This window comes from Nitrosococcus halophilus Nc 4, from assembly GCF_000024725.1.
GTDB lineage: Bacteria > Pseudomonadota > Gammaproteobacteria > Nitrosococcales > Nitrosococcaceae > Nitrosococcus > Nitrosococcus halophilus.
On record NC_013960.1, the window covers coordinates 3576023 to 3597786 of the forward strand.

The 21764-nt window shown below is 53.0% G+C and carries 22 protein-coding genes, 1 tRNA gene and 1 riboswitch; of the genes, 13 read left to right on the forward strand and 10 right to left on the reverse strand.

Annotation, left to right across the window (positions count from 1 at the left end):
* Nucleotides 1–104: 104 nt before the first annotated feature.
* Nucleotides 105–201: riboswitch (TPP riboswitch) on the forward strand.
* A gap of 56 nt (nt 202–257) precedes the next feature.
* Nucleotides 258–2135, forward strand: coding sequence for a phosphomethylpyrimidine synthase ThiC (gene thiC / locus NHAL_RS16830; RefSeq protein ID WP_013034343.1), 1878 nt, complete (start codon nt 258–260; stop codon nt 2133–2135).
* A gap of 139 nt (nt 2136–2274) precedes the next feature.
* Here the strand turns inward: thiC and NHAL_RS16835 are convergent, their stop codons facing one another.
* Nucleotides 2275–2670: a VanZ family protein gene (locus NHAL_RS16835; protein ID WP_013034344.1), complete on the reverse strand. Its 396-nt coding sequence runs from the start codon at nt 2668–2670 to the stop codon at nt 2275–2277.
* 8 nt (nt 2671–2678) lie between these two features.
* A complete protein-coding gene (gene mutH, locus NHAL_RS16840; RefSeq protein WP_013034345.1) occupies nt 2679–3374 on the reverse strand; it encodes a DNA mismatch repair endonuclease MutH in 696 nt (231 codons plus the stop codon).
* 97 nt (nt 3375–3471) lie between these two features.
* Between mutH and NHAL_RS16845 the strand changes: the two genes are divergently transcribed.
* From NHAL_RS16845 to NHAL_RS16875, 7 genes are all read left to right on the forward strand, one after another.
* Nucleotides 3472–4398, forward strand: a complete 927-nt coding sequence (locus NHAL_RS16845) for an ABC transporter ATP-binding protein (RefSeq protein WP_013034346.1) — start codon at nt 3472–3474, stop codon at nt 4396–4398.
* Entirely contained in the window at nt 4395–5171 is a 777-nt protein-coding gene (locus NHAL_RS16850) for an ABC transporter permease (protein WP_013034347.1), read from the forward strand. Before NHAL_RS16845 ends, NHAL_RS16850 begins: the two co-directional genes overlap by 4 nt.
* 27 nt (nt 5172–5198) lie before the next feature.
* Nucleotides 5199–6032: a hypothetical protein gene (locus NHAL_RS16855; protein ID WP_013034348.1), complete on the forward strand. Its 834-nt coding sequence runs from the start codon at nt 5199–5201 to the stop codon at nt 6030–6032.
* A gap of 31 nt (nt 6033–6063) precedes the next feature.
* Entirely contained in the window at nt 6064–6861 is a 798-nt protein-coding gene (locus tag NHAL_RS16860) for an undecaprenyl-diphosphate phosphatase (protein ID WP_013034349.1), read from the forward strand.
* 103 nt (nt 6862–6964) lie between these two features.
* A complete protein-coding gene (gene rplM, locus NHAL_RS16865) occupies nt 6965–7393 on the forward strand; it encodes a 50S ribosomal protein L13 (RefSeq protein ID WP_013034350.1) in 429 nt (142 codons plus the stop codon).
* Nucleotides 7394–7411: 18 nt separating this feature from the next.
* On the forward strand, nt 7412–7801 hold the full coding sequence (rpsI, locus tag NHAL_RS16870; protein WP_013034351.1) for a 30S ribosomal protein S9: 390 nt from the start codon (nt 7412–7414) through the stop codon (nt 7799–7801).
* Nucleotides 7802–7811: 10 nt separating this feature from the next.
* Nucleotides 7812–7885 (forward strand) — tRNA-Gln (locus tag NHAL_RS16875).
* Between the two features lie 32 nt (nt 7886–7917).
* Here NHAL_RS16875 and NHAL_RS16880 read toward each other — a convergent pair.
* The 4 genes from NHAL_RS16880 to NHAL_RS16900 form a co-directional block, all read right to left on the reverse strand.
* Nucleotides 7918–8232 (reverse strand): helix-turn-helix domain-containing protein, encoded by a 315-nt coding sequence (locus tag NHAL_RS16880; RefSeq protein ID WP_013034352.1) that lies wholly within the window; start codon nt 8230–8232, stop codon nt 7918–7920.
* A gap of 392 nt (nt 8233–8624) precedes the next feature.
* On the reverse strand, nt 8625–8939 hold the full coding sequence (locus NHAL_RS16885; RefSeq protein WP_013034353.1) for a HigA family addiction module antitoxin: 315 nt from the start codon (nt 8937–8939) through the stop codon (nt 8625–8627).
* A gap of 568 nt (nt 8940–9507) precedes the next feature.
* Nucleotides 9508–9987 carry a hypothetical protein gene (locus NHAL_RS16895; protein WP_013034355.1) on the reverse strand — a complete coding sequence of 160 codons (480 nt, stop codon included), beginning with the start codon at nt 9985–9987 and terminating at the stop codon, nt 9508–9510.
* Nucleotides 9988–11003: 1016 nt separating this feature from the next.
* A complete protein-coding gene (locus NHAL_RS16900) occupies nt 11004–11375 on the reverse strand; it encodes a hypothetical protein (protein ID WP_013034357.1) in 372 nt (123 codons plus the stop codon).
* Between the two features lie 240 nt (nt 11376–11615).
* Between NHAL_RS16900 and NHAL_RS16905 the strand changes: the two genes are divergently transcribed.
* The 4 genes from NHAL_RS16905 to NHAL_RS16920 all read left to right on the forward strand — a co-directional run bounded on the left by NHAL_RS16905 (nt 11616) and on the right by NHAL_RS16920 (nt 15156).
* The gene (locus NHAL_RS16905) at nt 11616–11846 is read left to right on the forward strand and encodes a type II toxin-antitoxin system Phd/YefM family antitoxin (RefSeq protein ID WP_013034358.1); all 231 of its coding nucleotides are present in this window, start codon (nt 11616–11618) and stop codon (nt 11844–11846) included.
* A gap of 95 nt (nt 11847–11941) precedes the next feature.
* Complete coding sequence (locus NHAL_RS16910) at nt 11942–12253, forward strand: PIN domain-containing protein (protein WP_203434333.1); 312 nt, start codon at nt 11942–11944, stop codon at nt 12251–12253.
* Nucleotides 12254–12276: 23 nt separating this feature from the next.
* Entirely contained in the window at nt 12277–14127 is a 1851-nt protein-coding gene (locus NHAL_RS16915; RefSeq protein WP_013034359.1) for a cation:proton antiporter, read from the forward strand.
* 126 nt (nt 14128–14253) lie between these two features.
* Nucleotides 14254–15156, forward strand: a complete 903-nt coding sequence (locus tag NHAL_RS16920; protein ID WP_013034360.1) for a PLP-dependent cysteine synthase family protein — start codon at nt 14254–14256, stop codon at nt 15154–15156.
* Here NHAL_RS16920 and NHAL_RS19940 read toward each other — a convergent pair.
* The 4 genes from NHAL_RS19940 to NHAL_RS16940 are packed head-to-tail and all read right to left on the reverse strand — an operon-like array spanning nt 15143 to nt 20138.
* Nucleotides 15143–15655: a sarcosine oxidase subunit gamma gene (locus NHAL_RS19940; RefSeq protein WP_013034361.1), complete on the reverse strand. Its 513-nt coding sequence runs from the start codon at nt 15653–15655 to the stop codon at nt 15143–15145. The two genes, NHAL_RS16920 and NHAL_RS19940, sit on opposite strands and share 14 nt — an antisense overlap.
* Nucleotides 15655–18594 carry a sarcosine oxidase subunit alpha family protein gene (locus tag NHAL_RS16930; protein WP_013034362.1) on the reverse strand — a complete coding sequence of 980 codons (2940 nt, stop codon included), beginning with the start codon at nt 18592–18594 and terminating at the stop codon, nt 15655–15657. The genes NHAL_RS19940 and NHAL_RS16930 overlap by 1 nt, the downstream gene beginning before the upstream one ends.
* Nucleotides 18591–18863, reverse strand: coding sequence for a sarcosine oxidase subunit delta (locus NHAL_RS16935; RefSeq protein WP_013034363.1), 273 nt, complete (start codon nt 18861–18863; stop codon nt 18591–18593). Before NHAL_RS16935 ends, NHAL_RS16930 begins: the two co-directional genes overlap by 4 nt.
* Nucleotides 18864–18878: 15 nt before the next feature.
* The gene (locus tag NHAL_RS16940; protein ID WP_013034364.1) at nt 18879–20138 is read right to left on the reverse strand and encodes a sarcosine oxidase subunit beta family protein; all 1260 of its coding nucleotides are present in this window, start codon (nt 20136–20138) and stop codon (nt 18879–18881) included.
* A 137-nt stretch (nt 20139–20275) separates the two neighbouring features.
* Between NHAL_RS16940 and NHAL_RS16945 the strand changes: the two genes are divergently transcribed.
* Entirely contained in the window at nt 20276–21760 is a 1485-nt protein-coding gene (locus tag NHAL_RS16945) for an aldehyde dehydrogenase family protein (RefSeq protein WP_013034365.1), read from the forward strand.
* Nucleotides 21761–21764: the final 4 nt, after the last annotated feature.

Genomic DNA, 21764 nt, shown 5'->3' on the forward strand with positions numbered 1-21764 from the left:
CCACCAAACGCCTTCTCAACTCCCTTGAAAAGAGCCTCTCATCAAAGTTTGATGAAATATGGGCTAGCCGTTGCAAGGAACCGCACAATCCTTTATTGTCACAGAACAGCAGCTAGGGGTGCCGAGCAATTGCCCGGCTGAGAGAGTCCCTCTGAACCTGATCCGGTTGGTACCGGCGTAGGGAAGCTGAAAAGCACAGGCGCCTACGCCTTCACGCCGCCGGTATTTTGCCCATGCGGCTTTTAAGGAGGTTATACATGAGCGCCATTCCGGAAAAGTCTTTGTCTACCCAGGCCCAGGTGGACGAGCAAGCCATCCAACCCTTTCCCAACTCACGCAAAATCTATGTTACCGGAAGCCGTCCCGATATTCGCGTACCCATGCGGGAAATCAGGCTATCCGATACCCACACGAGTCACGGGCTAGAAAAGAATCTCCCCTTAACCGTTTATGACACTTCCGGCCCCTATACGGACCCCGAGGTGAAAATTGATATCCGCCAGGGATTACCGGAACTGCGACGGGCCTGGATCGAGGAACGGGCCAATACCGAGCTATTGCCCGATCTTTCCTCCGCATACGGCCGCCAACGGAATACTGATCCCAAACTGGATCACTTGCGCTTCGCCCACTTGCGCCCACCACGTCGGGCCAACTCCGGGCACAATGTGACCCAAATGCACTATGCCCGGCAAGGGATCATCACCCCGGAAATGGAATTTATTGCACTTCGCGAAAACCAGCGCTTGGAGCAATACCGGGAGCAACTGCTCCAGCAGCATCCAGGCCAATCCTTTGGGGCCAATCTGCCGTCCCAAATCACCCCTGAATTTGTGCGCTCGGAGGTTGCCCGCGGCCGCGCCATTATCCCCGCCAATATCAACCATACCGAACTGGAGCCCATGATTATCGGGCGTAATTTTTTAGTCAAGATCAATGCCAATATTGGCAATTCAGCGGTAACTTCCAGCATCTCCGAAGAAGTGGACAAAATGACTTGGGCCATTCGCTGGGGCGCCGACACGGTAATGGATCTCTCTACCGGTAAAAATATCCATGAAACCCGGGAATGGATCATTCGCAACGCCCCCGTCCCCATTGGCACCGTACCTATCTACCAAGCCTTGGAGAAAGTAGGGGGCAAGGCCGAAGAACTGACCTGGGAGATCTTCCGCGATACTTTAATTGAACAAGCGGAACAAGGCGTAGACTACTTCACCATCCACGCTGGGGTGCTCCTGGCCTATATCCCCCTAACCGCCAACCGAGTTACTGGTATTGTCTCCCGGGGCGGCTCCATCATGGCCAAATGGTGCCTCGCCCACCACCGGGAAAGTTTCCTCTACACCCACTTCGAGGAAATTTGCGAAATCATGAAAGCCTATGATGTGTCCTTCTCCTTAGGAGACGGCCTGCGACCCGGTTCCATTGCCGATGCCAACGACGCAGCCCAATTTGCGGAACTTGAAACCCTGGGAGAGCTAACCCAGATTGCCTGGCAACACGATGTCCAGACCATGATTGAAGGCCCTGGCCATGTGCCCATGCACCTGATCAAAGAAAATATGGAAAAACAGTTAACCTGCTGCGGTGAAGCCCCTTTTTACACCCTCGGGCCTTTGACTACTGACATTGCGCCGGGCTACGACCACATCACCTCCGGGATCGGGGCAGCTATGATTGGCTGGTATGGCACCGCCATGCTGTGCTATGTCACCCCCAAAGAACACCTCGGATTGCCCAATAAAAACGATGTCAAGGAAGGGATTATTACTTACAAAATCGCGGCCCATGCGGCCGATCTGGCCAAAGGCCACCCCAGCGCACAAATCCGGGATAACGCCATGTCGAAAGCGCGCTTCGAGTTCCGCTGGGAAGATCAATTCAACATTGGCTTAGACCCTGACCAGGCCCGGGAATACCATGATGAAACCTTACCCCAGGAAGCGGCCAAAGTGGCCCATTTCTGCTCCATGTGTGGTCCCCATTTCTGCTCCATGAAGATCACTCAAGAAGTGCGTGAATATGCCCATCAAAAGGGCCTGGAAAACGACCATTCCGCCCTAGAACAAGGGATGGCGGAAAAAGCCCAGGAATTTCGAGAAAAGGGGGTGGAAATTTACCACAAAGCCTGATCTCTTCGCTTTTCTCAACGGGACCGAGAGGATGGGGTCCGGGAGGACTCCATCCCCTTATTGCTAAGAGCAGCCGTCACCACGTCCCTCTCCTGCCACAACCACGCGGTGCCCCGCACGCCACACGAAATTGCTACTGTTAAAACGGCTTCTGAGTCTCCCACAAGCGCTCTAGACGCCTTAAGGTAGTCCCAGCAGGGGTACGGGCCAGCAGATACCCTCCGACGATCCCCGAAACATTGGCGAGCATATCCCCATATTCAAAGTACCGATAGCCCACCACATCTTGCAAAATTTCTAAAACCGCTCCTAAAGCCGCCAGGAAAAGACCAAAAAAACCATGGAGTCGCAAAGGATAAGCCTGACTAAACCACCAAGCCAACAACCCATAGGTGAGAAAGTGTCCAAACTTATCTTGTGCCGGAACCCCTAACCTCACCTCCGCAAGTGACGGAGTAAGGCTTAAATAAACCACGCCAACGACCAACAACCATCCCACCCAACGCCAAAATCTTGTAAACCGTAAGCGCTCCATTGCCCATTTTACCTCTCGGAAAAAGACCCGGTAGCGTAATAACGCCCTAACAAGGTGGTTGTAAAACCGGAACGCAGATAAAAGCCGCGGGGAAGGGTCAAAACCGGCTCGCCATTGGTCCCAATCCCCTCACAGAGGGCACGTCCATTAGCGGCCTTGGGGCGTATCTGGAGATAAACGCCATGGTGAGCCGTAATACTTTCCAATTGCCCTAGGCAAACCATCTCCATCAACTCTTCCCAATCCGCCCTCAGAATAGCTTCTTCCTCAGCGCTGGGGCTCCACAGCAAGGCCATGCCTACCCGACGTTCTGACAGCGGCACCCCAGTATCAGCTTCCACAGGCACCCATAGCACCCGGCTTAGCTTACGCCGGACCCAACTGGTCTCCCAGCAGATATCGAAGCCCGTGAGCGGCACGGTACAGACATAGGTGGATTCTTTAGGCCGGCCATCTGCCCGTAGCGGAAGGGTCTTCATTTCCACGCCCAAATGGGGAAAATCCGGGGCGGCTTGGGAGCCCGAAGTGGCCCCCAGGGCGAGTTCCAGCAACTCTCCTACCCACCCTTTGGCGCGCCGCAAATTCCCAGGCATCCGCCGACCCAAATGGGCCGCGATCTGGCCAAGGGGCAGTCCAGCCAATGCCTGGACCCGTGCCAAAACCTCGTCCTCACTGGTAGGGGGAGCAATAGAAAATACCGCCATAGGGGCCCAGTATGGGCAACAATGGGAGTCCTGTCGAGACCCTACTGGCCCATGCATGATAGGATATTTGCCTAGGAAAATTTGCTGCTCATTAGTAATGAAAGCACTGGTCATTGAAAATCTACAAAAGATCTATGGTAACCATTCCGTGGCCCTCAAGGGAATCGATCTGGAGGTGGAGCAAGGAGATTTCTTTGCCCTACTAGGCCCCAATGGGGCGGGTAAATCCACTACCATTGGCATTATTTCCTCCCTGGTGACCAAGAGCGCCGGCAAAGTCACCGTCTTTGGCATGGACCTCGGGCGGGCACCGGAAGAAGCCAAACGGATCATTGGCCTCGTTCCCCAAGAGTTCAACTGCAATGGCTTCGAAAAGGTCTTTGATATCCTCGTCACGCAGGCGGGATATTATGGAATCGAGCCTAAAATCGCCGGCGCCCGGGCCGAACAGCGACTAAAGCAGTTGGGACTGTGGGATAAGCGCAACGAATGCGCCCGCACCCTTTCTGGGGGAATGAAGCGCCGCCTGATGATTGCGCGCGCCCTCGTTCATGAACCCCAACTCTTAATCCTGGATGAACCCACTGCCGGCGTGGATATCGAATTGCGCCGTTCCATGTGGCAATTCCTCCAGGAAATCAACGCCATGGGCACCACGATCATCTTAACGACCCATTATCTGGAAGAAGCCGAGCAACTCTGCCGCAACATTGCCATCATTGACCGCGGCACCATCATTGAGCACGGCCCCATGAAAACCTTATTGGCCAAACTCAACCGGGAAACCTTCATCCTCTATCTCAAAGAACCCCTGAATTTTGCGCCCACTATCCCTAATTATCCCCTTCACCGCGTAGATGACACGACTTTGGAGGCGGAAGTGCGCAAGGAAGATGATCTCAATACCCTTTTTGAGGCCCTTTCCAAGGAAGGGATTCGGGTGCTGAGTATGCGGAACAAGGCCAATCGGCTAGAAGAACTCTTTATCGACCTTATCACCACCAACGGTACCCTTGCTGCATGAGCCGCGCCCAACGCCACTATATTGCCTTTAAAACCCTGGTATTCAAGGAAATCCGGCGCTTTACCCGTATCTGGATCCAAACCCTATTGCCGCCGGCGGTGACCATGGCTTTGTATTTCATTATCTTCGGCAACCTCATTGGATCTCGCATTGGCCCCATGGAAGGATTCAGCTATATGGAGTACATCGCTCCTGGTCTCATTATGATGGCGGTCATCACCCATTCTTATTCCAACGTGGTGTCCTCCTTTTTCAGTTCAAAGTTCCAACACTACGTTGAGGAACTACTGGTCTCGCCAACCCCCAATAGTATTATTTTGGCGGGCTATGTGGTGGGCGGCGCGGCGCGAGGACTCATGGTCGGAGTGATTGTTTTGCTCATCTCCCTCTTTTTCACCCATCTGAAGGTAGAACACCCCTTGATTACCTGTAGCATCGTTGTGCTAACCGCCATTGTGTTCGCCCTGGGAGGGTTTATCAACGCTATCTTCGCCAACAACTTTGACGATATCTCCATCGTCCCCAATTTCGTGCTTACCCCCCTCACCTATCTGGGAGGCGTGTTTTATTCCATTAATCTGATGCCGGAATTCGGCCAGACGATTTCCCTATTTAACCCCATTCTCTATATGGTCAACGCCTTCCGCTATGGCATTTTGGGGGTCTCGGATATCGACATTCGAACTGCTTTTGCAATTATCCTAATATTCCTGGCAGGGCTAGCTAGCTTTGCCCTCTACTTATTGCACAAAGGAGTGGGGATCCGAAGCTAACTGACGTCCCTCTCGCCTGCCATCCGGATGTCCCCCCTGGAGTATTACACCGTCCGCCGCTTAAATCCCTATCTGGGGGTTCTTCAGGTGATTGATGCCGGCAGGGTGCGGGTCTATTCCAGCGAGGGTAAAACCTGGCGGCCACGTCGGGTGGCAGGTAGCGAACGTTTTTGGTCCGAGGCGGATACCGGCGGCAACGGCTATGGTCGTGCCGAAGTATCCAAAGAAGCCATCGCCAAAGCCCTCGAGTATCATCCCCCTCTCCCCTTTCCCTCCGGTGACCACTTTGAATTGTGGCTATTGCGCAAGGAAACCGGCTTACCTCTGGCACTGCTCAACAGCTGTCACTGGGAACAGGATATGGAAGAAGTCGCCGTTCCCACCTGGCGGGCATTTCCTCCGGGCGACACGGCCTTTGAAGTTCCTGGTCTCGCTGCCACTCGCGGGGCGCGCCACCGGGAAATGCTGGAATGGTGGGTCAACGACGCCGCCCGGCCTCTGCCCGCCGCCCAATGGTTCTGGCGTGATCCCCGTGGTGAAGGCACCGGACTGGGCGGACTCCGGATCGAACCCCAGTGGCAGGGACGTATCCTGCCTGCCGCAGCATTCCCAGAATTATTGATTGACGAGCACTGGGAAACGGAGGAAGCTGCCCTCTTAGTCCGGGGCTATCATGACTGGCACGGGGCACTGCTCCTGGCCCATGCCAACCTGTCGCGGCACACTCGACAACGGTTGGAGCGGGCCGCCCAGCAAAGACCGGATATGTTATTGGAAAGCTACCTTCTGCTCCCCGAAGTTCTGGACCCTGAGGCTTTAGAGGTGGCCTTGGTGGCCGCCCGACTCATGCAAGCATTATAATTAACTCATTGAAATAAAGGGGGGGTATCCGGTGGAACTTATCCATATTTTGGCGCTTGCCATCCTGCAGGGACTGACGGAATTTCTCCCTATTTCCAGTTCCGCCCATCTTATTCTCCTCCCCGTGCTAGCGGGCTGGAACGACCAAGGGATTGCCTTTGACGTGGCCGTTCACCTGGGAACCCTCACCGCCGTCATCACCTACTTCCGGATTGAGCTAACCAAGATAACGCGGGATTGGTTGCACTCCCTCACTTCAGGCCAAATGATTGGGGAAAGCCGCCTGGCCTGGGCTATTCTCCTTGGCACCGTACCAGTCGGGTTAATCGGCATAACCCTCACCGAAACAACCCAAGAGTCCCTCCGCTCCCCCCTGGTCATTGCCTGGAGCACGGTAGGTTTTGGCCTCCTCCTGGCCTATGCGGACAGCGTGGGAAAACGGCAACGAGACGAGTATACCTTAAGCTGGCACGATGTCCTTTTCATCGGCTTTGCTCAAGTCCTGGCCCTGATTCCGGGCACCTCCCGTTCTGGCATCACTATCACAGCCGGCTTGCTGTTAGGGCTGACCCGTGAAGGAGCCGCAAGGTTTTCCTTCCTGTTGGCCATCCCCGTGATTCTTCTTGCCGGGGCACTGGCGACCTTAGATCTCTTGGATCGAACTGAACCTGTCGATTGGGAAGCTTTGGCCCTGGGCACCTTTATCTCAGGTCTCTGCGCCTATACCTGTATTCACTATTTCCTCAAATTTCTTCAGCGTATGGGCATGCTTCCCTTCGTGGTATACCGATTGCTATTAGGCGGTCTATTATTTTACCTATTTTTATAAGATACTCAGCTTGAGAAAGGGCTGCTGTATTGACAGTTTATGCAGCAGGCCATAAAATTTCCTGTTTTTTTAGGCCCTCAGCCAATTGCTGGAGCGATAACGGATGAAAACCTTCAGTGCCAAACCCGAAGAAGTACGGCGCGACTGGTATCTAGTGGATGCCGATGGCAAAACCCTGGGGCGCTTGGCAAGCGAGATTGCCCGGCGTCTGCGAGGCAAACATAAAGCTACTTACACCCCCCATGTCGATACCGGGGATTACATTGTGGTGGTCAACGCGAAAAAAATTCGCTTTACAGGTAGGAAATTAGTTCAGAAACGCTATTATCGGCATACCGGCTATCCTGGTGGGATTAAATCACTCACCCTAGAGCAACTTCTCGAAAAAGCCCCAGAGCAGGCCATAGAGATAGCCGTTAAGGGCATGTTGCCAAAAAACCCCTTGGGCCGCGCAATGTTCCGCAAACTCAAGGTCTATAGGGGCGGCGAACATCCCCATACTGCCCAACAACCCCTACCCTTAAAGATTTAAAATTTGAGCATCTAAACCATGGCAGAGACATATTACGCGACCGGCCGCCGCAAAACTTCCACCGCCCGTGTCTACTTGACCAGCGGTAGCGGCAACATCCTTATCAATAACCGTAGCATTGAAGATTATTTCGGCAGGGAAACCGCACGGATGATTGTCCGCCAGCCCCTAGAACTTGCGGAATTAGACGAGAAATTAGACACACGGATTTTCGTCCATGGGGGTGGGAATAGCGGTCAAGCTGGCGCCATTCGCCATGGCATTGCCCGGGCTCTGGTGAACTATGACGAAACCCTCAAACCCGAACTGCGTAAGGCAGGTTATATTACCCGGGATGCCAGGGCTGTAGAGCGCAAGAAAATTGGCCTCCACAAGGCCCGCAAGGCACCCCAATACTCCAAGCGTTAACGGTTTGTCTTGGGGGATCGTCTAGTGGTAGGACAGCGGACTCTGACTCCGTCAACCTAGGTTCGAATCCTAGTCCCCCAGCCAAGGAAAGCAAAGGCCCGCAGTAATGCGGGCCTTTATTCGTTGAGCGACATGTTAGGCTTACCCTGCGCTAATGCTCTAAGAACTGCCTTGGGTTCTCTGGCTACTACATTAAGTAAAACTAATGCGGGTCCATGAGGCTTGCGGTCACCCCGCTCCCAATGCCTCAGCGTACCCAGACTAATACCAAAAGAGGCTGCAAACTCAGTTTGCGTCATGCCTACCTTTTCACGGATAGCTTTAACATCTACGGATTCAGGCTTGTGCACAATTGCCTTTACCGGCTTACCTTCCACGTGCTCAATGGCCTCCTGTAAACCCTGTTTTATACTTTTAAATACTTCATTCACGGCTAGCACTCCTCCTTTGAACCAGGAGCCGAACCAGCTTAGCTAATTCGTTACGCTCCGTTTTGCTTAGATTCGCCTTCTCGCCTTTGCCAAAAACAGTAAGTAAATACAAAGGCATCTGCTCGTTATGGAAATAGTAGATAACGCGAACACCACCACTTTTAAAGGCAGCTAGATAATCAATGATCGCTTGGCGCGCAGTCTCGGAAAGTAACCGTCCAGCTCAGCGGCTGTACTCTGGCATTTCGGCGATAGTTTGCATATACCAAAGTGTAATCCAATGGATTAGCTTTGGCTACAAAAGTTCAATTGCTGGTTTTAACCCTAAGCCCCGCTTGAAACGCCGCCGAGTAAAGCACGTAGCGCTTTACGAGGCGCTTTTCAAGCGGTTGCTAGGGGGCATCCAATGGTTTGATCCGTGCAATCTCCTTCTTCAGCGCTTGAGCCGCATCCCACAGGTCGACCGCCCTCTGAGCATTCAGCCAGAACTCGGGCGAGTTACCAAACAAGCGCGCGAGCCGCAGTGCCATCTCCGGACTGACCGCCCGGCGCTCACGCAACAGCTCATTAATGGACTGGCGTGAAACACCAATGGCTTCAGCCAAACTAGAAACGGTAAGCCCATAATCGGGCAGGAAGTCCTCCCTCAGAATCTCACCCAGATGAGTAGGTCGGCGTTTCATTCCGGCTGTATTTGGAATGCCCATATTGAACCTCGTCAATGATAGTCGCAGATTTCTACATCGTAGGCGTCACCGTCCACGAACCGAAAACAGATACGCCACTGATCATTGATTGAGAAGGGCTCCTATGTGTATAAATAGCTATTATTTTATACATCATAGCCTGGGTTTAAACTGCAATCAGGGCACCCATGAAACGGCGAAAGAAAATCAAATACGTGCATGAAGGGCGGTACGTAGCCGAAGTAAACGTCGAGCTGATGGAGAATGAGAGCAACTGGTCTCCCTACCTCAGGGTTGATGATGCCTATAAGCTGGATGACGTACGCCATGCGCTCCGCCCAGGTGATCGAGCTTTGGCTTCACCATATGGGCGAATCTACGAGCTTCAGCCGGTAGCACATTAATAAGCTAAATAATCATCGGATAGGGGGAGTTTCTAATTACCGCTCCAGAGCTAACCACAACTAACTAGTTGGCAATCCCCTACTTTCGGTTAGCTTTAGCCGATGGAACTTAAAACTTCCTATCAGGCGGGTGAGCATCCGGTGGAACCGGCACAATCAGCAAAAGACAAGACTTGACCCCTTTACTACAGCACTGCCTGAGCGATTCGCTCGCCAGAGCGCACCGCTAGCCAGCTGAGTCCGGGGTTGTCAGACAGCCAGGAGAGTTGCTCACGGTAGAGTGCTTCAAAGGAGTCTTTTTCAGCCGGGTACAGGGTAGACAGTATAGTATAGGCTGCGGTAGCTGCGGCGGCTTCCAGAAATATCAACTTGGGTCGTGTCCCGTCAACAAGGAACGGGCTATACTCCGAATGAACGCCGTTAATAGCGTCAAACATGGCAATGTGTACCATAGCCATCAATCGGCTGCCGAACTGGCCAGCAGGTATATTTTTTCCTTTTATTAGGTTCAGCGTCGCCAGGTTCCACTCCATGACTACATTCGGAGCTGTCCACCCACCCGCACCAGCATTTCCTTGCGCCAGGGATATTCCTGGCATCATGGTCAGTAAAAGCACAACCACCGCTAACCATACAAACAATTTCCGATGAAAGATTCTGAGCATTTCACGCATCCTAAAAAATTGGGGCTACCCACTTACAGGAAAAAAATAGCGGTACATCCTTGTACCGCAACGACTGCAACGAACTAAAGGGAGAGTAGAGAAAAGCCATCATTGAGTTCATCTTCTGAGCTACAAATAATCAATATTGATGCCAAAATGTAATTATTCAATAAAAACATAATATTGGAGAAAAATAGAGAAACTATAAAAGAGCACTAATCAGGGATTTCACGCAACGAATTCGGCATATGACGAATAAATTTAGGCTCTTGGAAAATTAGGAAAATCAGGGTCAGTTCTAACATAACTATATCGCTCTCGGTTATTTTGTTCCATTTGTCCCGCAGTTCGTTCATAAAAAAGCGCCCGCAAAACTAGCTTAGTTGCCTATCCACATATAGCCACAATCATCAACAGAGAGCTGTTTTATCGACCATGGCGGCTCGCAGCGAATTCAACATCACAGCTCTTAACCCTAGAAATAAAGAGTTAAGTTTTAATTAAATGCTTTCCCTTGAGCTTGATAAAAATAGCAAAATACAAGACTTGACCCCATTTATGTCGCGCAGCTTCCATTCATCCCCGTCAACGCAACCGAAGTCACTATCCATTCGTTGCTAGACCCGCCCAACATGAAATAGCCTGACCAACCTGTATTTTATTACACGCAACCGGCTATTGGCCAATACCTATTTCTACCCTTATATCAAAGAATTACTCATTCTGTCAGCCCCTATTAGTTTTGGCAAATATCCACATCAACTCTATTTTTCGTTTTGCGATTTGCGTCTTATAAGGCGCATGCCAACTCTCAAAATAGAGAAATAATTTCTTATATCCATCCATTTAGCTAAAGTAATTTCGATGTTTTTAACATGCTCACTTCGCCCCTATAAATTTTTCCAAAAACTTGAGCCAACCCCCTGCGATAGACTCAATGTGGTGACAGCTACTAACCCCATAAAAGGCAGCACCTTGCTTCTTGGCAGATACCGCCATCTCAACCAAAACGTGCCCTAAAACAGTCCAACGTATTGAAGAAAAGCACCCAAAAGAAATGCGCCGAGGCCACCAAAAAACCAATACTTTATCGGGATTCCAATAAATGTTCCGGGCGTGGGTTGATACTCGCCTTCTAAAACTTTCCTTAGATGCATACCCGCCAATAGCCAAGCTACTCCACCCAGGGCGACTGGAAATAGGATTGCGGCGGGCGGTAGGCCATGGCTCACCACATAAGCCGTAAGCAAAGGGTATCCAAAAATATAGGCCACCGTTCGCTTGGCCTCTGTCGATTTATTTTTGGTTTTTAAAAAATCGTAAAGCTCCGCCGCCAGCCAAAACAAAAATAACAAAGTTAGCAGAGTGGTTAGAATGACTCCTCTCATAGCATCGGCTCCTTCATTCGACTATCTGCCCTATAACCTGGCGATATAGGATCTGACCGCTTGCCCTTACGACTGGCCGTATCTTATGTTTCACCGCTTAGCCGGTAGCCCTGGTCCAAGTATCGCACAAGGTGTGATCGGGTCGGATATGGACGTCCCGTGCCCAGTCTACTAGGATAAGATCGGCTGTGGGATTGTCTGTGTCTAGTCCATATCACTGTGGTTGCATTGGGAGGTCCTATGTCGATCCAAATCCAGGCTAGGGAGTTCAAGGCCAAATGCCTGAAGCTGATGGAGCAGGTGCAGCAAACCCGGGAGGAGATCGTGATCACCAAGCATGGTAAGCCTGTCGCCAAGCTAGTTCCCTGCGAGGAGCCTGCGCAGCCAATATTCGGCTTCCTGGATGGGACGGTCCAGCTCAAGGGAGACATCATCGCCCCCATCAACGAAGCTTGGGATGCCGACGCCTGAGCTGCTGCAACTCGATACCCATGTCTGGTTATGGCTGGTCCAGGGCGAACGGCAGTTCTCGGATGAGAACCTGGCGCTGATCGAGCAGGCGGCCGGTGAGCGCGGCTGCGGGTGTCGGCCATTTCGATTTGGGAGGTAGCGATGCTAGAGGCCAAGGGTCGAATTGCCCTGAGCCTGGACTGCCACACCTGGGTACGGCGGCTCTGGCCGCGCCTGAGCTGGGCCTGGCCACCTTGGAACCGGATATCCTGATCGACAGCAGTCGGCTGCCAGGGGCCTTCCACGGTGATCCGGCGGACCGAATCATCGCCGCGACAGCACGGGACCTCGGAGCCTGCTTGTTAACCCGGGATGGGAAGATCCTGGAATATGCAGCACGTGGATTCCTGGCGGCGAAGGCAATCTGAGTGGGATTATCAGACAGGACACCATGGAAGCCAACTTAACTCTTACTTTTTCACTGATTATCATGCTCGGAATCGCCGCCCAATGGCTAGCATGGCGCATGCATATCCCGGCCATTGTGCTGCTGTTGATGGCCGGTTTTGCAACCGGTCCGGTTTTAGGCTGGCTCAATCCAGCGCAAGACTTTGGTCAAGTCCTCCCTCCCTTAATTGGCCTCTCGGTCGCCATCATTTTATTTGAAGGGGGCCTCAACCTACAGTGGCATGAATATAAAGAAGCTGGCGTTGATGTGAAACGCTTGGTCAGTTTGGGCTTGCTTTTAACTTGGACCCTTAGCACAGCAGCAGCCCACTTTATTGGCGGACTCTCTTGGCCGATTGCCACCCTCTTTGGCGCCATTAGCGTGGTAACCGGCCCCACTGTGCTCATGCCATTGCTGAAACATGCCAGACTGCAGCGCCATACGGCGGCACTTCTCAAGTGGGAAGGGATTATTAATGATCCGCTAGGCGCATTGCTTGCTATTTTAGTTTTCGAGTATTGGACAGTGTGGTATTGGACCATAGAGTCCCCTGAGCATGGCCTACTCACAGTGCTGGGAAATCTCAGCCTTAGCTTACTGGTCGCTACCGGCTCGGGAATCGGTCTTGGCTACTTGCTAAGCTGGGCTTTTCACAGAGAACACGTCCCGGAATTCCTTAAATCCCCGGTGATGCTAGGCGCTGTGCTCTTGCTCTATGTGGCCGTCAATGGAGTGCAAGAAGAAGCGGGGCTGCTGGCTGTGACCGTCGCCGGAGTCGTCGTGGCCAACCAACGGCTACGGAATATTGAAGAGTTACGCCGTTTCAAACAATACATCACCCTCGTGCTGGTTTCAGTAGTTTTTATCGTATTGACCGCCAATATTGAGCTTGAAGTGCTGGCCAACCTCGACTGGCGCAGCCTTGCCTTGCTGGGTACGGTGATCTTTTTGGTACGACCGCTATCCGTGTATCTATCCACCCTGGGAACAGGCATGAAATGGCAGGAAAAATTGCTCATTGCCTGGATTGCACCCCGAGGCATTGTCGCTGCCTCAATGGCAGGTTTGTTGGCTTTTCCCCTGACCCACCAAGGCTTTGGCGGCGCTGACCAGTTGTTGCCCTTGGTCTTTGCACTCATCGCAACCACTGTTATCTTGCACGGTCTGACCATCGAATGGCTGGGTCGTCTCCTGGGCCTTGCCTCTCGCAATCCCAGCGGGATACTCATCGTTGGCGCTACCCCCTGGTCAATTGAACTGGCCCGTTTGCTTAAAGAGCTGGGCGTCCCGGTGATTGTCAATGATACTTCATGGCATCATTTACGCCCCGCGCGCATGTCGAATCTGAAAATATACCGGGGACAAATATTGTCGGAAACCGCAGAAAGCTCCCTTGAACTCCATGAAATCAGCCATGTGCTGGCCGTTACCGCCAATGACGCCTATAACGCCCTGGTGTGCACCCGTTTTGCGCCGGAGTTGGGTCAAAATCAAGTATTCCAACTCCCCTCCCTATCAGCCTCCAAACAGGAAGATAAAACTCTCGCCCGCACGGTAAGAGGAAGAATCGCCTTTGACGAAAGCACCCAATATGAAGATTTTATGCGGCTCTATTATCACGGTTGGGAATTCCGCAAAACCCAACTCACGGAAGCATATACCTATCAGGATTATCTTCAGGATCACCAGCAGGAAACCCTATTAATCGCTGTGGTGACCCAACACGGTCAGGTGATGTTCTACCCCCTTGTCGACTTGGATTCCCTGCAAACGGGGGATATCGTCATTAGCTTTGGCCCGTCCGATCTGGAAAACAAGTCTGAAAAACATAGAAAAATTCCGAACAGAAATTGAATCCACCAATCTTGAAACACAGGACTTAGAGTGGCCCTAGACATGCTTTCCCCTATAAGCTATGAAAAAGAGTAGCTAATCAAAAAAAGAAAAACTTAAAATCGTCTACCGAACTGAGGCCCTTTCATGACCATTAGCCACACGATTTTGGACGCCATTGGCAAGACACCTTTGCTGGATATGGGGGATGGCATTTTCGCCAAATGTGAATTTCTGAATCCCTCCGGTTCTATCAAGGCGCGGATGGCCAAGTATATGATTGAGAAGGCGGAGGCGGAAGGTTTGCTAAAGCCGGGTGATACCATTGTCGAAGCCACCAGCGGCAACACCGGAAATGCCATGAGTATGGTCGCCGCTATCAAAGGCTACCACATGATAGTGGTGATGCCGGCGGGATATACTTCCGAGAGAGTCAAGATTTCCCGTGGACTGGGGGCCGAAGTCAAATTCGTTGGGCGCTTCCAAGTCAATGATGCTTTGCGTACGGCGCGGGAACTCGGCGCCCAGAAAGGCTATTTTTGTCCTCGACAATTCGACAATGAATGGAATGTGGAGGAAAACCGGGAATGGTTAGGCCAGGAGGTCATTGCCCAGCTCCCCGAAGGGATGCGGATCGATGCCATCGTGCAGGGGGTTGGCACCGGCGGGACGCTGATCGGCGTGTCCCAAGCCTTGCGTCAAGGGCACAATGATCGAATCAAAGTTTACGCCATGGAGCCCACGGAATCCCGCACTATTGAATGTTGTATCGTGGCCGATCACCAGATTGAAGGCATTTCCGACGGCTTTATTCCAACCATTTATCAGCGCCATCGGGATGAGATCGATGAAATTATCCATGTGGAAAGCGAAACGGCGATTGAGGTCTCCAAACGACTAGGACGGGAACGGGGTCTATTTGTGGGCCCCAGCTCAGGGGCGAATGTTTGGGCAGCCCAGGAACTCAAACGGCGCGATCCGGGAATCAAAACCGTCCTCACCTTCCTCTGCGATGAAGCTGAAAAATATCTGTCCCTCATGTATAGCTAGCGACCAACCACTCCCCCAAAGAGGAAGCATAGCTGCGAAGGGTATAAACATCGAAACATTCTTCCTCTACCCTATGCAACACGATATAGATATCGTCCCAGGCACAGGGCACACTTCGGCCCGGTTTAAAAGCAGAAGGATGCAAATCAAGACTCACCCCGGCGCTTAACACATCGCGAACCTCAGGTCCCCTCATCCGAAAACGGAAGCCACCGTGACTCACATCGGTCAACGCCGCATTTTCGGTTTCTAGGGCGCGGGTTAACTTTTCAGTCAGTTCTTGGGGCGGCTGGTTCTCGGAGACCACCCACCACTTATGGGGTCCCAACCAGAGAACGGCCTCATCCGGCACGGCAGCCTTAATCCCATCTTCATGAACCCCTGCAACCGTGATGATAGCGGTAGGCTGGGGTGTGGACAGCCCCTCTGGAGGGCTATTGAGCCCCGCAGCCAACGCGCTACAACGATTTGTAAATTTTTCTGCAATAGAATGAGCCATTATCCTTTCATCCGCTCACCCTTGGGATCATAAAAGTGAGGTGAGGTCACCATGACCTCAGCCTGCTCACCTGTCACCGGAGACACCGCATACACTGGCCGGTCATAGGCCTCCATCCCCCCTGCAATCAGGCCCAGGGCGATAGGGACCTCTCGCACCGGGCTGTAGGCTCGAGACGTAATTCGGCCCAGACTTTTTTGCGGTGTATCCTTCTTAAAAGGTTCGGCCAGCAACTGGGCACCGGCGGTGATCATGGTTTTTCCGTCGGTGGACACAAAACCCGCCAGCTTCAATCTTTCTTTCCCATGAAAGGCGGGTTTTTCGAGAGAACGGCGGCCAATAAAATCCTTATTTTGACTACACAGGCCCCCCAGGCCGAGGTCATAGGGCGACACCCGGCCGTCAATATCCGCACCCACCACTAGATGGCCTTTTTCGATCCGCAAGTAGTCCATGGCTTCAAGGCCATAGGGCAGGATAGCCAATGGTTTTCCCACCTCCAGCAGGGCTTCCCATAACGCCAATCCGTAATCGGCAGGCACCGCAATTTCATAGGCCCGCTCGCCGGAGAAACTAAGGCGCGCAATCCGGGCCTGCACCCCATGCAATTCTGTCTCCATTACACCCAGGAAGGGTAAAGCTTGGTTACCCACATCCCGCCTCTCAAATAGACCTTCTAGCACCGCCCGGCTATTGGGTCCGGCCAGGGCAACCACAGCCCAGTGATCGGTAACGGAGGTGATTTTCACATCCAGATCGGGCCAAATCATTTGCTGATAAAATTCCAAATGGGACTGTACCGCCGAGGCATTGGTCGTGGTGGTGCTCATCAGGTAATGATTTTCAGCCAGCCGCGCGGTGGTGCCATCATCGAACACATAACCATCCTCTCGCAACATGACGCCATAACGGGCCTTGCCTACCGCTAGCTTACTCCAGTGATTGATATAAACCCGATTGAGGAATTCCGAGGCATCTGCTCCCTGAATATCGATTTTTCCTAGGGTGGAGACATCGGCAATGCCCACATTGTGGCGCACGTTTCGGGCTTCACGGGTAGCGGCTTCCACCAATTCAACGCCCTGGATTCGATAATAATGGGGCCGCCACCACAGACCGGATGGCATGAAAACCGCGCCGTTTTTCTCATGCCAAGGGTGTATCGGCGAACGCCGCAGGGGCGCTATAGGGGTTTCGCTTTTCCGGCCTGCAACCGCCCCTAGGGTCACCGGTGTCCAAGGGGGCCGAAAGGTGGTGGTGCCCACCGTGGAAAGAGGTCGAGAGAGGACTTCAGCCGCCAGGCGCGCGCCATTGATATTGGCGGTACGGCCCTGGTCCGTGCCCATACCTAAGGTGGTATACCGTTTTACCTGTTCAATGGAACGGTACCCTTCCCCCAGGGCCAACTCGATATCCTCCACTTTGACGTCATTTTGCAGATCCACAAAACGTGGCCCTTTCTTTCCGGGAATAATGGGGGAGATATCGGGCACGGTGACCGACCATTCTTCCGTTACTCCCTGGGGAGGGATAATCTCCGGTTTTTTCGGGGAGGGAAATCCAACGGCCTGCACTGCCTTGAAACCGGCTTCCAGGCCCTGCCGCCAACAGGCTTCGAGACCGAAGACCCCACTGGCCGCCCCGGCGACTTGCAAACCCTCTTGGGCCGAGTCTGGAACCCAAGCCCCCAGGGAAGCCTCGTAGCGGGTCTGCCCTGGACTGTGGGCAAAAAGATGCAGCGTGGGACTCCATCCCCCGGAAATACAGAGCAAATCGCAATCCAACCTCCGCCGCAGGCCATTCGTTTCCACTTCGACCTCTGTCATATGACGCCGACCTTTGACATTGAATACCTTGGCGCCTGTCAACACTTCAATCTCCTTGGGAACCGGCACCGCAGGCGGTTGCGGGCGCAGATCCACAATCATCTTTACCGCAATGCCAGCGTCCATTAAATCTTGGGCAGCGGCATAAGCGCTGTCATTATTGGTGAAGAGGACGGCATCTCGACCGGGTTGGACGCCATAACGGTGGAGATAGCGGCGAGCGGCAGAAGCCAGCATGACACCGGGCCGATCGTTGTTGGGAAAAACTAATGGACGTTCCATAGCCCCGGTGGCGAGGATGGCCTGTTTCGCCTGAATCTGCCACAGGCGTTGTCTGACCTTCTGGTTTTCCAAACGCTGGAAGGCAGCAAAGCGGCCTTGCCGATAATGACCAAACACTGTGGTTTGGCGCAAGAGAAAAACATCCGGCAGTGTCACGAGCTGTTCCATGATCTCCCCTACCCATTCCCGGGATTCTTCCCTGTCCAGCAGACTGCCTCCTAGCAGCGGGTTTTCCTCAGCCACCACTACCCGTGCGCCTGTGCTAGCAGCCGTGAGCGCCGCTGCCAGACCTGCCGGCCCGGTTCCAATCACCAGAACATCACAATGGAGGTGACGTTTGTCGTAGTCATCTGGATCCGGGGCTTCCGGCGCTTTGCCCAACCCGGCGGCATGGCGAATAAAATATTCGTAGAAGGGCCAGGCACGACGGCCTGGCCCCATAAACGTTTTGTAGTAGAAACCGGCCGTTAGAATAGGCGCCAGCCATTGAGCAACAGCCCCCAGATCAAAATGCAGCGAGGGCCAACAATTCTGACTATAGGCTTCAAGCCCATGGGATAAGAGCACTTCCGTAGCCCGGAGGTTAGGCTCGGCATAGGCCCCACTCCCTACCTGGACCAGGGCATTGGGTTCCTCTACCCCGGCGGTAAAGATGCCCCGCGGCCGGTGATATTTGAAACTGCGGCCAACCAGATGGATACCATTGGCCAAAAGAGCGGAAGCCAACGTATCGCCTGCATAGCCTTCGAGGCGCTTGCCATTGAAACTAAATGTTAGTCTCTGACTGCGGTCAACCAGACCTCCTTTGGGGAGCCGAAACGGTTGTCTCATGGACCGCTCCCAGGATTTGCCGCTGCCTCTTTTAGCACTTCGTTGGTGACCGTATTGCGGACCAGCGTAAACCATTGGCGACAACCGAGGCTGTGCTGCCAATATTCCCGATGCTCACCGGCCGGATTATCGCGGAAATAAAGATAATCATCCCAGGCCTTATCTCTTATGTGATCCGTATCCGCCGGCCTTTGGACACGAGCATCACCGCCATAGGTAAACTCGGTTCGGTCCCGTTCACCGCAATAGGGACAAGGAATACGCAACATAAATTTTCTGCTCTTTTAATGATACAGCCAAGGTTTAGGTCCCTTACCTTCCTCGGCAATGATATGTCCACTATGGAAACGATCGAGAACGAAGGGGGCCGCCAGTTCAGGGGTTTCATCTGTGGCCATCATCTGGGCCAATACCTGGCCCACAGCAGGGGTGGCCTTGAAGCCACCGTAGCACCAACCGGCATTAATGTAGAAACCGTCGAGGGAGGTTTTAGAAAGAATTGGACTGCCATCCATGGACATGTCGACCACACCTCCCCAGGTGCGCATGAGGCGTAACCGGCTAAAAGAGGGAAACAGGGATAAACAGGCCCGAATGGCGGCTTCCAAGGGCGGCAATTCACCAAACGTAGAGTAGCGATTATAGCCGTCAATATCGCCCCCCATCACCAATTCCCCTTTATCGGTCTGGCTAATATAAAAATTGAACAGGCCATGGGTCACGATAGTATTGAGAATGGGTTTGACCGGCTCGGTAACACAGGCCTGCAAAAGGTGGTTTTCCAGGGGAAGCCGGATTTCAGCCATTTCCGACACTCGACTTGAAGCGCCAGCCACGCATATCCCCACCTTGGGGGTACGGATTCTACCCCGGGTGGTGTCGATGCCAATCACTTTCCCCCCCTGACGCACAATGCCGGTGACTTCACAATTTTGCACAATATCGACTCCCCGCAATGCCGCTGCCCGCCCATATCCCCAGGCCACAGCATCGTGTCGAGCAGTGCCCGCCCGCCGCTGCATCAATCCCCCCGTTATCGGGAAACGGGCCTCTGGACGGGTATCGAGGCAGGGAACAAGCTGTTTAATCTGGCCGACGGTGAGCAATTCCGCGTTCACGCCCCGTACCGTCATGGCATTTCCAAGGCGGGCATAGTCGTCAAGTTGGGCGGTGCTATGGGCCAGATTAATGATGCCCCGTGGACTAAACATCACATTGAAGTTCAGCTCCCGGCTTAGGTTCTCCCAAAGTTTCAGGGCCTGTTCGGTCAATCTGCCCCGGGCTTCATGGAAATAATTAGAGCGGACAATGGTGGTATTGCGGGCCACATTCCCCCCCCCAAGCCAGCTTTTTTCCAGCACGGCAATATTAGTGACACCATGATTTTTGGCTAGATAATAGGCCGCCGCCAGCCCGTGTCCCCCTCCGCCAACAATAACGGCATCGTATTGATCCTGGGGGGCCACGTCGGGTAAGGCCTGTGGCCAGTTGCAGTGACCAGAAAAAGCGTTGCGGAACAGACTCCAAATAGAATAATTTTTCATTTTTCTTGTCTTCTATTTTTTACCCCTAACTATAGTGCATCCCAGAACCCTATGATAGTAAAGGACCATTGGTTATGGCTCCTAGGAGTGCTATATCTATATTCAACACCAACCTGAATTTTAAGGAGGTCCACTCCATGAGCCCGTCAGCCTCATTGCCCCTAACTCACAAAGAACAGGTAGAAGTGCGCCAGACTCGCTTGCTGATTGACGGTGAGTTCCGCGACAGCCTCAGCGGTAAGACCTTTGCCACCATCGACCCGGTTACCGAAGAAGTGATCGCCCAGGTGGCTGAAGGGGATGCGGAAGATATTGACCTAGCGGTTAAAGCCGCTCGCAAAGCCTTCGATACCGGCCCTTGGCAGCAAATGGACGCTCGCGAACGGGGCCGCCGGATGTTGAAGTGGGCTGATCTAATCGAAACCCATATGGAGGAACTGGCTAAGCTTGAAGTCTTGGACAATGGTAAACCCATTAATGAGGCCTTAGGCTATGATATTCCCAGTGCCGCGGCCACCATCCGTTATTTTGCCGGCTGGGCGGACAAGATCCATGGCAAGACCATCCCCGTTTCCGGTCCTTTCTTTACTTATACTCGCCGGGAGCCCGTCGGGGTTTGTGGCCTCATCATTCCCTGGAATTTTCCCTTGGCGATGGCGGCCTGGAAATTAGGCCCTGCCCTAGCCGCCGGCTGCACAACCATTCTAAAACCGGCAGAGCAAACTCCGCTAACGGCCCTTCGTGCCGGGGAACTGGCCCTGGAGGCAGGAATCCCCCCAGGGGTACTCAATATCGTGCCCGGCTTCGGTCCCACGGCAGGTGCTGCATTGGTACAACACCCCCTGGTTGAAAAAATTGCCTTCACGGGAGAATATAAAACCGCCCAAATCATCAAACAGGCCACGGTCAATAGCATGAAACGCTTGTCCTTTGAGCTTGGCGGGAAGAGCCCCAATATCATTTTTAATGATGCCAACCTGGAAGACGCCATCACCGGTTCCTTTGGTGCCATTTTTCTAAATCAGGGACAGAATTGTTGCGCCGGCAGCCGCGCCTTTGTGCAGGACAACATTTATAATGAATTCGTGGAACGGTTTGCCGATAAGGCGGAAAAGCGCAGGCTGGGAGATCCCTTCGATTCCAATACCGAACATGGAGCCCAAATCGACAAGGCCCAGTTCGACAAAATCATGCACTATATCGCCCTGGGCAAAGAACAGGGCGCGGCATGCGTCACCGGCGGCAACCAGGCTTTCGACCGGGGTTATTTTATCCAACCCACCGTCTTTAGTGAGGTCAATGAGAATATGGCCATTGCCACCGACGAAATTTTCGGGCCGGTGGTCAGTGTCTTGCGTTTCAAAGACATCAATGAAGTGATTGCAAAAGCCAACAACACCATGTTTGGCCTTGCCGCTGCCGTATGGACCCAAGATATTGACAAAGCCAATGCGGTGGCCGAAGGCGTGAAAGCGGGGACCGTCTGGGTCAACTGTTATAATATTGTCGATCCAGCCGCCCCTTTTGGAGGCTTCAAAATGTCCGGGGTCGGCCGGGAACTGAGTGAACAGGCCCTGGATGCCTATACGGAAACCAAGACCGTCACGGTACTACGGAAGTAAGCGC